This window comes from Xenorhabdus sp. Sc-CR9 (assembly GCF_963897815.1).
Classification (GTDB): domain Bacteria; phylum Pseudomonadota; class Gammaproteobacteria; order Enterobacterales; family Enterobacteriaceae; genus Xenorhabdus.
This window is the reverse complement of record NZ_CAWQTY010000218.1, coordinates 1-15,561: the sequence shown is the minus strand read 5'-3', so window position 1 is coordinate 15,561 and position 15,561 is coordinate 1. Positions and strand designations below refer to the sequence as shown.

The 15,561-nt window shown below is 42.8% G+C and carries 10 protein-coding genes; 3 read left to right on the top strand and 7 right to left on the bottom strand.

The annotated features are described in order from the left end of the window. Positions 1-6,533: non-ribosomal peptide synthetase (locus AACQ81_RS17365; protein WP_272903114.1), on the top strand; the 6,533-nt coding region annotated here is incomplete at its 5' end. Between the two features lie 227 nt (positions 6,534-6,760). On the opposite strand, the gene AACQ81_RS17360 is transcribed toward AACQ81_RS17365, so the two are convergent. Further along, complete coding sequence (locus AACQ81_RS17360) at positions 6,761-8,512, bottom strand: ABC-F family ATP-binding cassette domain-containing protein (RefSeq protein WP_237388084.1); 1,752 nt, start codon at positions 8,510-8,512, stop codon at positions 6,761-6,763. 497 nt (positions 8,513-9,009) lie between these two features. Here AACQ81_RS17360 and AACQ81_RS17355 point away from each other — a divergent pair, with 497 nt between their 5' ends. Beyond that, complete coding sequence (locus AACQ81_RS17355; protein WP_443089568.1) at positions 9,010-9,258, top strand: hypothetical protein; 249 nt, start codon at positions 9,010-9,012, stop codon at positions 9,256-9,258. Between the two features lie 96 nt (positions 9,259-9,354). On the opposite strand, the gene AACQ81_RS17350 is transcribed toward AACQ81_RS17355, so the two are convergent. From AACQ81_RS17350 to AACQ81_RS17335, 4 genes are all read right to left on the bottom strand, one after another. Continuing rightward, a complete protein-coding gene (locus tag AACQ81_RS17350; protein ID WP_237388083.1) occupies positions 9,355-9,663 on the bottom strand; it encodes a hypothetical protein in 309 nt (102 codons plus the stop codon). Between the two features lie 333 nt (positions 9,664-9,996). After that, positions 9,997-10,461, bottom strand: coding sequence for a MarR family transcriptional regulator (locus AACQ81_RS17345; protein WP_237388082.1), 465 nt, complete (start codon positions 10,459-10,461; stop codon positions 9,997-9,999). After that, positions 10,458-10,637, bottom strand: coding sequence for a hypothetical protein (locus tag AACQ81_RS17340; RefSeq protein ID WP_237388081.1), 180 nt, complete (start codon positions 10,635-10,637; stop codon positions 10,458-10,460). Before AACQ81_RS17340 ends, AACQ81_RS17345 begins: the two co-directional genes overlap by 4 nt. A 103-nt stretch (positions 10,638-10,740) precedes the next feature. Further along, positions 10,741-12,744 carry an ATP-binding cassette domain-containing protein gene (locus AACQ81_RS17335; protein WP_237388080.1) on the bottom strand — a complete coding sequence of 668 codons (2,004 nt, stop codon included), beginning with the start codon at positions 12,742-12,744 and terminating at the stop codon, positions 10,741-10,743. A 232-nt stretch (positions 12,745-12,976) separates the two neighbouring features. Here AACQ81_RS17335 and AACQ81_RS17330 point away from each other — a divergent pair, with 232 nt between their 5' ends. Continuing rightward, complete coding sequence (locus AACQ81_RS17330; protein ID WP_443089567.1) at positions 12,977-13,120, top strand: hypothetical protein; 144 nt, start codon at positions 12,977-12,979, stop codon at positions 13,118-13,120. 377 nt (positions 13,121-13,497) lie between these two features. Here AACQ81_RS17330 and AACQ81_RS17325 read toward each other — a convergent pair whose 3' ends face one another. Continuing rightward, complete coding sequence (locus tag AACQ81_RS17325) at positions 13,498-13,887, bottom strand: nuclear transport factor 2 family protein (protein WP_237388079.1); 390 nt, start codon at positions 13,885-13,887, stop codon at positions 13,498-13,500. Positions 13,888-13,935: 48 nt separating this feature from the next. Continuing rightward, positions 13,936-15,288, bottom strand: a complete 1,353-nt coding sequence (locus AACQ81_RS17320) for a thioester reductase domain-containing protein (RefSeq protein WP_336885690.1) — start codon at positions 15,286-15,288, stop codon at positions 13,936-13,938. Between the last annotated feature and the right edge of the window lie 273 nt (positions 15,289-15,561).

The following is a 15,561-nucleotide window of genomic DNA, read 5'->3' as shown; positions in this document are numbered from 1 at the left end:
CCGGCTCCACCGGACAGCCGAAAGGCGTGATGGTCGAGCACCGCAGTGTCCTGCGCCTGATTATCAACAATGGCTTTGCCGATATCGGTCCCGATGACTGCATCGCCCATTGTGCCAATATTTCATTTGATGCCGCCACGTGGGAAGTATGGGCTGGCTTAGTACAGGGTGCCCGTCTTCTGCTGATCCCGGAAAAAACCCTGTTGCAACCCACCCATTTTGGTCAGTACCTGTCATCAGAAAAAGTCAGCGCCCTGTTCCTGACCACGGCCCTGTTTAACCAATATGCGCGTTTAATTGCCCCGTCATTGTCAGGCCTGCGTTATGTCCTGTTCGGGGGCGAAAAAAGTGATCACCGGGTCGCCATCCGCCTGAAAGCGGAACAGGTGCCCGCCCACCTGCTGCATGTTTATGGGCCGACAGAAACCACCACATTCGCCACCGCCTACGACATTCCAGTGATCGAAGATGAAAATGAAAACGGAACACTCCCTATCGGGCAGCCTATCAGTAATACCCGCATCTATATTCTGGACAAACTGGGCCGGCCCGTTCCCATCGGAGCGGCGGGTGAAATCCATATTGGGGGAGATGGCGTCGCCCGCGGTTATCTGAATCGCCCTGAACTGACGGCAGAGCGTTTCCTCACCGATCCATTCTCCCCGGAGCCGGGAGCAAGAATGTATAAAACCGGTGATCTCGCCCGTTGGTTACCAGACGGCAATATCGAATACCTTGCCCGCAATGATTTTCAGGTCAAGCTGCGCGGTTTCCGCATTGAGCTGGGCGAAATCGAAAATGCCCTGACTGCCCATCCACAAATAAGACAGGCGGTAGTGATTGATCGTGAACATAACGGCCATAAAACACTGGCGGCTTATCTGGTCACAGAAGGCCTATTATCCGATGAAATATTGACCACTCACTTATCCGATCGTCTGCCGGAATATATGGTTCCTGCCAGCTTTACCCGCCTTGAAACCCTGCCCCTGACCCGGAATGGCAAGGTGGATCGTCATGCCCTGCCTGAGCCGACTTTGGGGGATCGCGACAATTATGTGGCTCCCCGCAATGCGCTGGAAGCTCAATTATGTGCCATCTGGCAGGAGGTCTTGAGGCTGGAACAGATTGGCATTGAAGATAATTTTTACCGCATTGGCGGGGATTCGATTGTCAGTATCCAACTGGTTTCCAGACTGCGTCAGGCGGGTTTTTCCCTTCAGGTCAAATCGATTTTTGCCGCACCAACCGTGGCTCAACTGGCACAATGGCTGATCCAGACTTCTTCCACAGAAAAAATCATTGCAGAGCAAGGTTTATTAAATGGCGAGTTTGGTCTGTTACCTATCCAACAGGATTTCTTTAACTGGCGTTTATCCAGTCCGCACCACTGGAATCAGGCATTTATGATCCGGCTGCCCGGTGATATCAAGTACGCCGCGATTGCACAGGCTTTGATCACCCTGACTGAGCGACATGATATGCTGCGCGCCTGTTTTATAGCGACAAAACAGGAAAATCGCCAATATTACCCCGCAGAAATGCCGTCTTGGTTACCCGGCTTACTGCATTGTGATATCAGTACCTTGAATGAAGCTGAACAACACCAGCAATTAACCCAATGGCAGAGCGGATTCGATTATACCAACGGGCCACTATGGCAAGCCGGCCACCTGACCGGATACGCAGATGGCAGTGCCCGACTGTTCTTCGCATTTCATCACCTGATTATTGATGTCGTGTCATGGCGAATTGTTGCCGAAGATATGCGCAGATTATTGCAAGGCGAAACACTGCCAGCGAAAACCAGCAGCTATCGGCAATGGGTCAGTGCCGTCCATCACTATGCAGAATGCCAGCAACAGGAAATTGCCTACTGGCAGCAAGTCATTGCAGGAAACAACGTTCACCCGGTATCCGGTGAAGCCAGTCATCAGAGGCTGGCTATATCCGCTGAACTGACGGATATTCTGCTGCGTGAAGCTAATTCCGGTTATCAGACTGAAATTAATGATTTACTGCTCAGTGCCCTCGCACTGGCATTGCAGGCTGTTTTCTCAAACCCCGTTAACCCTATCACGCTCGAAGGCCATGGTCGGGAAACCATCGACAGCACACTCGACGTCTCCGAAACCATTGGCTGGTTTACAACTGTATATCCTGTTCGTCTGGTCATGCAGGCTGATATTGCAGAAACCATTATTCACACCAAAGAGATGCTTCGTAAGGTGCCGAATAAAGGCATTGGCTATGGTGCATTGCGTCAGGCCGGATATTTGACCGGCGATTTGCCGGCGATCAGTTTCAACTACCTCGGACAACTGGGCGGAGAAACCGGACAAAACTGGTCACTGACCAGCGATGATTGCGGGATTGCGGTGGCAGAGGATAATCATAGCCATCTCTTGCTGAATATTAATGGCCTTATTCAAGCGGGTAAACTGCAATTCAGTGTCAGTTCCCGCTTGTCAGAAGTGCAGACAACGGTATTTATCACCGCATTTGAGCGGGCACTCTATTCCGTCATCACCACGGGGCAAAAACAGGCTCAAGCTGGCGGGATAAAAACCCCCAGTGATTACGGTATTGAAGGGATTTCAATCAAGCTGTTGCGCCATCTTCAACAGAGATACCAGATTGAAGCATTGTACCCAGCCACCAGCTTGCAACAGGGTTTTATTTATCATCATCTGACCCAGTCGCAAGACGATGCCTACCGTGTGCAACTCCTGTTGGATTATCATACCCATTTGGATATTCCCGCTTATCAGCAAGCATGGGCGCTGGCTTCACTGCGTTTTCCCATTCTCAGAACAGCATTTAACTGGGACGAAGAGGTGTTGCAAATTGCCACCGAAGGCGCAAGTATTCGTGCGGAAAACTTCGGGATCAAAGATATCAGCCCACTGCCCGAAGAAGAACGGAACTGTGCAATTGATGCCATTCAACAGTATGACCGTACCCTGCCGTTTGATTTCAGTCAGCCCGGTTTAATTCGTTTTACCGTCATTAAACAACATGAACATCTGGTCACTGTACTGATTACAAAACACCACGCTATTATCGACGGTTGGAGTCATCCGATTCTATTGCAGACCGTGCATGAGTATTACAACGAACTCACGCTGGGGCGAGTCCCCCAGATAGTTGCAGATAATGCTTATCTGGCAACCCAGCGATACTATTTGGATCATAAATCAGAAGCTGAAGCATATTGGGCTGAACGCAAGGCACAATTCCACGGCATAAATGATCTCTCAGCGTTGTTAAGCCATAATGTTGATTTAGCACAGATAAAAGCGATAGAAAACCCGATGGAGCAAACTATCACCCTACAGGGTGATGTTTATCAGCAGCTTAAAAAAATGTGCCGTGAGCAAGGTATTACGTTAAATGCCATGTTGCAATTTGCCTGGCACAAATTGCTGCACAGTTACACCGGGGATGAACAAACCATTGTGGGCACCACAGTATCAGGACGCGATGTGCCGGTAGCAGGCATTGAGTCCAGTGTCGGCTTGTATATCAATACCTTGCCGTTGATGGTTCAGTGGAGGGAGAAAAACAGTATTATTGACGTTTTACAGGAAATACAGAAAGATATCGCTGCGCTTAACAGCTACAGCGCCGTATCACTCACCAATTTACAATCTGACGGGGAGCGTTTATTCCACTCCTTGTTGGTTTTTGAAAATTACCCTGCGCCCTCAATTGGTGAAGGTGCGGACAGTGACCGTATCGAAAATACCTTAACGTTCCGCAATGCCATCGAAAAAACCGATTATCCCTTATCACTGACGGCTTATGAACCAGACAACAGCCTGATTGTCACATTGAATTATGGCGAAGCGTGGGTAACAGGTAAACAAGCCCAACGCTTGCTTGATCAGGTTGAACGTATTCTGCATGTCGTCGCCTGCGATCCATACCAGCTACATACATCAGTCACGTTCCTCAGTGAAGAAGAGCGCCATACCCTGTTGCACAATTGGAACCAGACGGATACGCCTTATCCGCAGGACAAAACCCTGCAACAATTGTTTGAGGCTCAGGTAGAAAAAACACCTGATAGCGTAGCACTGGTATTTGAAGGAGAAACACTGACCTACTGCCAGCTCAATGAGCGGGCAAACCAATTGGCTTGTGTCATCCGTGAGCATTACCAACAACGGCTTAATGCGCCTATGCAGGCAGATACACTAATAGCCCTTTATCTTGATCGCAGTCTGGAGATGGTGGTCAGTATTCTGGCCGTACTAAAAGCCGGCGGCGCTTATGTGCCCATTTCACCGGAATATCCACCGGAAAGAATCCGCTTTATTCTGTCCGATATTGCGGCTTCTTGTGTTATTACCCAGCAACGACATCTGACGGCACTGGCGGAATATTCTCAAACACTTTCAGAGCAACCAACACTGATATCGACAGATGATCGGATTATTACGGCAGACCTGCCAATGGAAAATCTGACGCCAATAAATAAGCCCAACGATCTGGCGTATATCATCTATACCTCTGGCACCACCGGTCAGCCCAAAGGCGTTATGATTGAGCATTCCAGCATCAATAATTTAAGCCAATTTATCACCCGAACACATTTGCTGTGCCCGCAAACCAAGGCACTCTTTTTCTCCAATTACGTATTTGATGCTTCTGTCTTTGAGATCTTCCCTGCCTTACTGGCAGGCAGTTCCCTGTTTATTGCTCCTGTCTCTGTGACAAAAGACAGTGAACAACTGTTGGCATTTATCAATACGCATGAAATTACCAAGGCGTTTATTCCAACCGCTTTGATGAACCATTTTTCCACTCAATTGCTTCAATCTACCTTGCAGATTATCCATACTGGCGGCGAAGCCTTGAATGCACTGAATTTACGCCCAGAAATTACAGTATTCAATCAATATGGTCCGACTGAAATTACCGTCTGTGCAACCCAGCATTTATTGCAGGACGGAGATCGAGCTATCGGCAAAGGCATCGACAATACTCGTCTATATGTACTTGATGGTGATGGCAATCCAGTTCCCATCGGAGCACCAGGAGAGCTGCATATCGGCGGTGCTGGCCTGACCCGGGGATACTGGAATCGGCCTGAACTGACCGCTGAATATTTTGTGGCAAATCCATTTGCTACAGCAGAAGATAGAGCCAAAGGTTACACCCGCTTGTATAAAACAGGTGATATCGTGCGCTGGTTGCCAAACGGTGAACTGGAATACCTTGGACGCAACGATTTTCAGGTCAAGATCCGCGGGTACCGTATTGAACTGGGAGAAATCGAAAGCGGCCTCACTACCCATCCTCAGGTGAAACAAGCGGTGGTGATTGACCGTGAACATAAAGGGAACAGTATTCTTGCGGCTTATCTGGTAACCGAGAGTACAGACGGCGGATTGTCTGATGAAAGCCTGATTAAACACCTTTCCGCCCGTTTGCCGGAATACATGATCCCCGCCAGCTTTACCCTCATTGCGTCCGTGCCATTGACGCTGAACGGCAAGCTGGATCGTCGCGCCCTGCCAGAACCTGTATGGGGAAACAGGGACAGCTATATTGCTCCCCGCAATCGACTGGAAATTCAGCTATGTGCTATCTGGCAAGAAATACTGGGTATAGAACGCATTGGTATCGCGGATAATTTCTTCCGTATGGGGGGTAACTCGCTGATGGCGATTAAACTGACCGGAGCCATGCGCAGTAAAGTAGGTATTGATATTCCTTTAAATATCCTGTTTAGCCATAAATGTATTTCTTTGTTATCCCAATGGCTGGAATCAGGCCGTTCTCAAGCCAATCTGCTTAATTTTTTAACGCCAACATCAACGGCGAGAAACAAATTATTTATGATCCATGCAGCCAATTGCGGGAGTGAAGTCTATGAACCTTTGGCGAATGCCTTATCGGATATCTATAACTGTATCGGCATCGATAATTATAATCTCTGCACAGATAATCAAATTGACTCGTTACAACAGATAGCCCAAATCTACCTGAAGTTAATGTTGACTGAAATATCTATTGATGAACCCATCCGTATTTTAGGATGGTCACTGGGTGGGCAATTAGCGATGGAGATTGCATTCCAATTTGAACAGTTCGGCGCAAAAGATATTCAGTTATTTATATTGGATACCATCATTAATAATAATGAGATAAAAGCACTGAGAAATAATTTTGATATGTCATATGCCTATAATGAAATTACACGCATATTGCAAGAAAAGGGAGCAAGCGACACTTATATCAATAAAGTGTTAGAAACCGTACCCATTGAAGGCAAAATGGTCAATTGTGATTTAAGTGGAAAATTAACACATTCGAAAATCACTTTATTTAAAGCAGGTAAAATAAATCCGTGCCATAAAGAAGGGATTGGGTTATTGATGAATCAATTGGTAGCGAAAATACCGGATAATAATCTTTCACAGTGGTCACACACTCCATTGACGATCAGAGTGATTGATGATTGTTATCACGAAAATATTGTCAGTGCAGTTTCCATTATTCGTAGAGAAATCATAAACACATAACTTAAGGATAATAAATACAAGTTAATTTGATGACAATATGAAGCCAACAGAGCTGGTTTCATATTGTCTTACATCTCAGGGCAACATCACTCACCAATATCATGGTAACACAAAGATTATTAAGCCCTTGTATGATATTATGAGGTGATGCGAGCCTTGTAGAAAGGTCAGGCATCACCGTAGTATTACCATTTTCAGGTCAGCGTACACCTGTTACGAATAACGAATTACAGGTTCAACTGAGCTTGTATTTTCTGTATCTCCTCTATCCATTGTTGCTGAAGGTGTGGTTTCTGATGAGTCATCTTGCGATTCTTGTCAGCTTCCAGTTTTTCTTCAAGCTGAAACAGTCGCTCCAGTAATTGCTCTTCCAGTAACAATAAGGCTGGTTTTAACCCACCGTCGGCAATATGAGATGCATAGCCAATGTACTCATTCTGTTTACTTGGCTGCTGGTTTATCTGTTCAATTTGCTGATAAATAGCCTCAACATCGTGATACTCCTCCAACTGGTTGTTATTGATAAACCAGAAACGCTGACAACTGTTTTCGATCAACCAACGATCATGGCTAACAACGAGTAATGCACCACCAAATGCCGCAATTTGCTCGCACAGAGCTTCTTTACCCTCAATATCCAAGTGGTTGGTCGGTTCATCCATTATAAGCAATTCATACTTTGCCAGACTCAGCCCTACAAACAGCAACCTTGAACGTTCACCCCCACTGAGAGTAATCACTTTCTGTTGATGGCGCGGGTAAGCAAAACCGGCACCAATCAAAGCCATCTTGCGCTGTTCGTCTGTCAGTGCTGCAAATGGACGTAATGCATCTGTCAGGCTGTCATTATCATGCAATTGGTGTAACTGTTGATCATAATAGCCTGCTGTAATGGTTGGATGGAATTTGATCTCGGAACTGTGGCGTATTTCTGAGAGATAACGTTGCCATAGCAATTGTAAAAAGGTTGATTTACCGCAACCATTGGCACCGATGATAGCAATGCGATCACCACTCTTTACCTGATGAAAACGAGTAGTAAATAATGGGTTCAGATTATCCTGTACCGTGACTGTGGCATGGTCAAGTTCAAGAACGCGATCAGCCTGAATAGGCTGGCCGGTTAGTGTCAGCTGCCACTGGTAACCTTCAGTTAACACTGTCTGTACATCTTTCAGACGATCAATCTGTTTTTCCATCTGTTTCGCTTTACGTGCCAGATCCTCGTTATCATAAACGCGTCCCCAGATTGCAAGGCGTTTGGCACTGGCTGCGATACGATTAATTTCTTTCTGTTCAGACCGGTGACGGTGCTCATCACTCATATCTTTTTCTGCGAGAGCCTGACGAGCCCTGGAACAGGGTAAGCGATAAAAATGAAGAGTCTTGTCGCGCAATATCCATGTGCAATTGGTGACTTTATCAAGCAGAGCCTGATCGTGGGAAACCAAAACAAAACTTCCTTTCCAGGATTGAAGAAAATTGCCGAGCCACAATAGGGTAGGTAAATCCAAATGATTACTTGGTTCATCCAGTAATAGCAGGTCTGGTTCCTGTATTAATGCTCTGCCCAGTAGCAAACGTGTGTGTTGCCCACCACTGAGCTGACTAACAGGCTGTGCCCACTGGGTTTCAGCAAAACCCAACTGTGTCAGGAGAACTTCCGCACGCCAGCGTTCTGTTGTACGTTCATCAGCAGGTAATTTTTGCAGAAGCACATCAATCAATGGCAAATTTTGCAGATTTTCTGATAAATGTTGCTCGATAAAGGCAGTCACACAGTGACCGGCATAGTGAATTGTGCCATTGTTGGGGGAACATTGTGTTGTCAGTAACTTTAATAGCGTACTTTTTCCACTTCCATTATGGCCAATCAAACCGATATGGTCGCCAACCTGAACAGTGAAAGAGACATCGTTCAGTAAAATTGTAGTTGGAGTCTCGTAATGGATTGATTTTACAGATAATAATGTGCTCATGGCTTACTCATTTTTTAGGTATGAAAATACCCGGGTAAAGTCAGGACGACAACCCTGTAAACTGAGGAAGGAATTTTTGGATAGCTTCGCTCAGGCAGAATTATCGCAGTGAAATACTGTGAAAGCCTGAGCTCTGGCGATTACCCAAGGAGTGTGAGTATTCGATCAAACCACACAACATCATAATTAACCTCCTTATTTTCCAAGTTTAAAGGTGGTGCCATCATAACAAACCTGTTCATTTTTTGGCAAACAATAAATGAACAGGTTTGTGTAAAACACAATAGTAAAGCCTTCCTTACGTAATTCTTTCGCCAACATCCGATACCCTAAACTTTCCCAGCTTTCTTTAAATAGGGTTGTTGCCTTTCAGCTTAACTCTTGCTGCTGAGCCGCAAGTCACTGAACGGGTTTTGTTTGCCCGGCATAATTGACGAATGGGATATTGTTCTACCTGCTCTTGAAGACATGTGTTTGTGTCGTTTGACTCATGATCGGTGGTAAATCCAATAGCTCAATCTCCCGCAGAACGTAAAGCCGCCCAGCGTCAACGCCAGAGAAAATCTGGCGTTACTAAAATAGAATTACTCCTCGATAATCAAGAACTGGATATGCTAAAACGCAATCGGGCACTAAGGCGGCGGCCGGAGCGCGAGTGTGGTGACAATCTCCCCGTGGCCGAGAGTTTCTTCTCTGGTGAGGTTGCGTGCTGGACTACGTTAGGCTGGCATAAGGTAAAATTATAATTTTGATGGTGTGACATGTCACAAAGCAGTGATCAATCCCGCCGTTAAACGGCGGGAATGTGATATGAGTAAATACTGTCAATATCAGCGTCTTTTTTAAGGCCAAAACTGGCGAATACTACCAACAGCGGCGCGCACATCTCTGGCATGGTGATTAACATTATATTCAAACCAGATGTCGTTAAGATATAAGGTGTATCCCATATGGTGGCCAGTTTCATAACTTACACTCTTTAGGTTGCCCCGTGAGTCGAGTACAATCCATAAAATAGGGTAATTATAGCGTGAACCTCCAGTAACAAAGTTAGAATAATATAATTGTCCTATTCCCTTCTTTCTCCACTGCCTTCCCTGACTTTTTTCATATTCAATAAAGCTCCCAATACGTCCCAAAGAATAAGCCATAAAATTTTCCTTAAGCAGGATGTCTAAGAGTAGTATTAATTTATAAACAAAAAGGTGCAGTTTTTCTCTTGCATAAATTACTTCACCCCATGCACTAATTCGCAAGATCAAACAAGGATCTCAACTCCCCGCCAAGCACCAGTACTGGCACCTCTTGGATGATCCCTTGCAAAGGCATGAAAAAAACTGCAATGGATTGAAATGGAAAATAAATATTAAAAAAGGCTTCAGCACTCTTGATGTCCGACTCCCTGAACAGTTCTCGTTAATCGAGCAATTCAGGGTGCTTTATTCGCATCGGGAGCAAGATGTAGCATATCTGCGATCTCACATCTAATCTAACATTGGTGTTTGCGCATAGAGAAGAGCTGCGACACGATTACACAATTCTGTAAATATGACGATTTCCCCCTGAGACATATCAGCCGCGATAATATCAGCCATATTGTGATTACTGGATTCCGCCCGCTGCAAAAATATGAGTCCCTTCTGACTTAATTGAGTGACCAGTTCACGCTTATCGCTTTCTCCTGCCTCCTGTTCAATTAATGCCTTATCTTTTAGCGTCCGCAGGATCTTAGATGTTTTCGAACGGGCAAAGCCCAGTTTTTCACCAATAACACTGGGTTTGATCGATTGATACTGCCGAATTAAATACAAGGTATCGTATTGTTCCCAAGAAATACCTTCTGGATTTGTCGCAGTCCTTCTTGCAACCAGAACACACTGGAGCCTGCTTAATGCCTCTTCAAAAGGTGTTATTGCAACATCATAAATATTCTGGTTATCCGTTTTCATACTACCTTCTCTTCGGTTCGTGTATCTTTACAGTGTTGTCGTAAATATTCTGCAGTTAGCGAATTCCCTTGCTCAACCATCACCTGTGGTGTGCCGCTGAACATGATCTGCCCCCCCTTAGTTCCCGCATGCTCTCCTAAATCAATAATCCAGTCCGCTGCTGCAATAACGTCCATGTTATGCTCAATGATCAGAACTGAGTTACCCTTCTCGACAAAACGGCGAAAAAGCTCGATAAGCCCAGCGACATCTGAAGGATGAAGGCCAGTTGTTGATTCATCAAAGATATATATCACCTTTATTATTAAGGTAAGTAGCCAATTTCAGTCTCTGGCATTCACCACCGGATAAGTGATCAAGAGATTCTCCAAGACGCACATAACCCAATCCAACATCTTGAATATGCGATAACACTGGATAGATTTGATTATCTCCGTTAAAAAAATTTGCCGCCTGAGTAATACTCATATTCATCAAATCAATAATGGTTTTACCTTTGTACTTATAGCCTGAGGCTATTTTATTGTATTTCTGTCCCTGACAGGCTTCGCAAGGTAAGGTCACCGAATCCATAAAGGCCAGATCAGTTTCGATTACTCCTAATCCTTTACATTCATGGCATCCTCCTTTGGAATTAGGGGAAAACCATGATTTATCCACGCTGTTAGCCAATGCAAAATGTTCTCGGATAGGACCAAAAACACAACTCCATGAAGCGATATGGGAACGTTTTGAGGTGTGAATGGGCTTCTGATCGATAATAACAGCATTTGTACATTTAGGAACAACTTCCCCCATAATCAGGGAGCTTTTCCCTGATCCAGCCACACCACTGATGGCAAGCAGCACACCCAATGGAATATCGACAGAAATATCTTTCAGGTTATGCCGGGTAGCATTTCTAACAGGTATATAGTTAACTGGTTTCTTCGGATTCTGGTTGATTTTGAGTGGCTGAGATAGAAATTTTCCTGTTAAGGTTTTGGAATTACGCAGGCCATCTACTCCCCCCTGATAAGTAATGGTTCCGCCATTGTCCCCGGCACCAGGGCCTAAATCAATCACATGATCTGCGATTTTAATCACATCCGGGTCATGTTCAACCATTAAAATGGTATTGCCTTTATCACACAACTGCTGAATCAGATTATTAAGCTTTGCAATATCAGCAGGATGTAAACCAGTACTGGGTTCATCAATGATGTAAGTCATACCCGTAAGACTACTGCCTAAATGGCGTACCATCTTCAACCGCTGGGATTCTCCACCTGACAGCGTTGTTGTTGACCGATTAAGGTTTAAATAACCAAGGCCAACTGAACACATTGAGGTTAAACGGGCTTTTAAAGTATCAATCAGGGGGAGTACTGAAGCGTTATCCAATGTCTCAATAAATTTTTTCAACTCCGTTATTGGCATTTCTACGCAGTCACCGATACTTTTTCCCTGAATCAAACATGAAATAATTTGTTTATTCAGCCGCTGCCCGTGACAAGCAGGACATTGTTTCAATGCAACAATGTCCTGGAATTCTTCATTTTTGTATTCTTTATTATCCTTCACAAGATAACTTCGTATAAATCTGGTGATAATTCCTTCAAAACGCGCTGATTTAGGACAATCGGGATGAGGAGATGTCGGCGTGATATTATCCGCATAAAGCAAAAGACTGCGTTCTTCCAAAGTGTACTCTACAATTTTCTTATCATTATCAAACAAACCGGAGTGAACATACCGACGCCATCGCCAGGTTCCCGGCGCAAATGTCGAATATTCAATAGCTCCTTCGTTCAATGACTTGTTTTTATTCACTAACTTTTCAATATCTATCGCACTGGCAATGCCTAATCCCTCGCAATTAGGACACATACCAGATGGATGATTGAAAGAAAATATATTGGAATAGCCAACAAAGGGATGCCCTATTCTAGAGAATAACAATCGCAGTAAAGTATAAATATCCGATGCTGTGCCGACTGTAGAACGCGCATTCTCACCGATCCGTTTTTGGTTAATGATAATTGCGGTGGTGAGGTAATTTATGTCATCCACATCCGGCTGACCATAATACGGCAAGCGATGTCGGATATAAGGAGGAAAAGTATCATTGAGCTGCCTTTGAGACTCAGCGGCAATGGTATTGAACACAAGAGAACTTTTGCCGGAGCCTGAAACACCTGTAAATACTGTGATGATATTTTTGGGAATGTGTAACTCAATGTTTTTAAGGTTATTCTGTCTTGCCCCACGAATTTCAATCGCATGTTGTTCATGGTTCTTCATTCTGTTCACCTCCTCACATACTCTAGCTTAAGGAAAAATATCTCTTTTTTCTTGCCAAATCCTAGCTACAGCATCAAAAATAACTTCAAAATAGAAACTATAATTAACGTTTTTAGAAAATTTACAAAGTAATATCTAGCATATTTTTAAGTTAGTTTCCAAAAAGAAACTATAGCTTAGATTAAAGTAGGTAAAAAATCTGATTGACGGAACCACCTGAGAAGAAAGGGCTTTGTTTGAAGAGGATAAGCATCAGCTTTGGGTACAGGGATTTATTCCTCAAGGCGACCAAGTCATTGATGCTACGTTGATTCCGGTTCCTAAGCAGCACAATAAGACAGAAAAGAATGAACAAATCCGTCAGGATAAATCCTGATAACTGGACAGAAAATAAACGACACCAGAAAGACACCGAGGCAATCTATTATGATTTGCAACGTTTGGTTTATTTTGGAAAATCAGGTATTCATGCCTTTTAATCTCAGAATATAATGAAAAAGACGTTAATTTATTCTTTCATCTGAAAAAGCAAGAAAAAGCCACACACAATAAAGCCAATTTTATGTCGATGGAGTGAAAAATTGATCTTATTTTTTGTATTGGGAGTTTTTAGAGGTTTCCCAGGAAAACATCCCCCCTATTTGGAATCTCTTTTAATAAGAGCCGAGCTAATAGCCTGTTCGTAATAAAATTTCATAATGAACAGGCTTGTAAATAAGCACTTATTAACAATCAAGAATCAAGAATCAAGAATCAAGAAAAAATAGCTTCTCGGTTAAGGACATCCTCATAATCATGTAACTCTTTAATTTTACCATTATTTAATTTAAATACATTAATATATAAACAATAAAAATCTTTTCTATGTGGCAATGTCTTACCATTCAATTGATATTCAACAATAAAAGTATCGGAATTATTTGTAGAATATAGTTCTATATTCTGAACAGATGTAAAGATCAGAGGCGCCTGACCAAAACTTGTTGAATAATGCTCAAGTATCTGTGACTGCCCCTCAATTATATCGCGGCTGGTACGAAATGGTAATTTAAGAATACCGTCCTCAGAAAATAGAAAAGCGAGTTTTTCTGGTGATTTTTCCAAAACTGCTTCTATATATTTATCGAATACAACTTCAAACATCATTTCTCCTTAGTATTTAACATGTTAATTACGCTAAGTTTTATATAGCTATATGATTTCTTTATCCATAAAATAAGAAAGTAATCTTTCGAAAGTTTTCACATTAATATCTGGAAAATCAAGCCCTAATGATTTAATAGCTTCGTGAGTGCTTTGGTTGTTATAAGTATTATTACCAATATTCAATGCATTTTCTTTAAAAAGGTGGATTAGTGAACCTAAAGCTACGTCATCGCCCTTGACAACCATTTTTTCGAGCTTTTCTAACCAATCTGATTCAGAAGTAGTTGTTATATCATGTACTTTCTGTCTGATAGCTAGGTATATAGGTGTAAAATCAGTACCTTTTGGGTGAAATAAATGGAAATTTTGGTGACCATGTATCTTATTAGATACTGATAATGCCACAATAGCTTTGCTGACGAAATCAACAGGCAATAGATCAGTACTTAGTAATTCAGGGTATGGCGCGATTCCCATTTGAATAAAGCTTTTAATTTGACGCCATAAAAAATCTTCTTCTTGACATGCACCAGTAACACTATCACCTGATATACGCCCTATCCGATAAATATTGATATCGACACCTTGATATCTAGCCTGCTGTACATACTGCTCTGCTACCCACTTACTTTGGGTATAACCGATAGATAGTGAATTCGGGTAGTTTGGAAGACTTTCTTCTGTTATTGGTTGTTTAGGGTAGTCTGGAGGAAATACGGCAATCGTAGATACATATTCAAGCTCCTTGCGCTCATAATGAGAACAAAAATTAATGATTTCCAATATACCATCAACATTAACTTCTTTAACAGAACTATACGGAAGAATAAAATTAATATGGGCAGCAGCATGATATATTTTAGATACACTTTCTGATAATGACTGATATTCCTCTTCAGTTAAACCAAAGTTTTCCTTAGCAACATCTCCAACCACAACCTCAACACGTGAAAAATCAATGTCATGACCGATGCCATAGATATGTGCATTTTTTATTATTCGGTTCAGCCCTGCACTACTATCTGTAGCTCTGACTAAACAAATTATTTTACAGGTGAGTTGTTGTAGTAAAGAACGAAGTAAATAGATACCTAAAAAACCAGTAGCTCCAGTGAGTAATACATTAATGCTTTTTGATGAGTTTAATTGTCTCGTATGCATCCAATCATGCTGGATGAAAGCATCGCAAATAAATGTGCCTTCCCCTTCATTATCTAATTTTTTTTCATTATTGTTCAGATAAATATCAACTGAGGTTGCCATATCGCGCAAGGTAGGAGTACTGAATAATAATTTTAGAGGAAAATCAACATTAAATTGTTTGCGTAGTAAATACACTAGTTGTGTTGCTAATAGTGAATGCCCCCCAATATCGAAGAAATTATCTTCCTGTTTAATAGTTATATTTGGAAAAAATTTTTGCCAAAGTAATTTAACTGTCTTTTCAGTTGAAGTTAGAGTTTCTTCAATTTCATTTTCTCTAATATCATCATAAATTTTATTTATTTCAATTCCATGGAGGGATTTTCGGTCAATTTTACCGCTAAATAGCTTGTCAAAATGGTAGGAGTATCAAAGAAACTCGATCCTAAATTTGCGAAATTTTTGTTCCCAAAACGCAAAATCACAGAAAAAAGGATCGAGTCATGCTTATCATACCATCCACTTCCC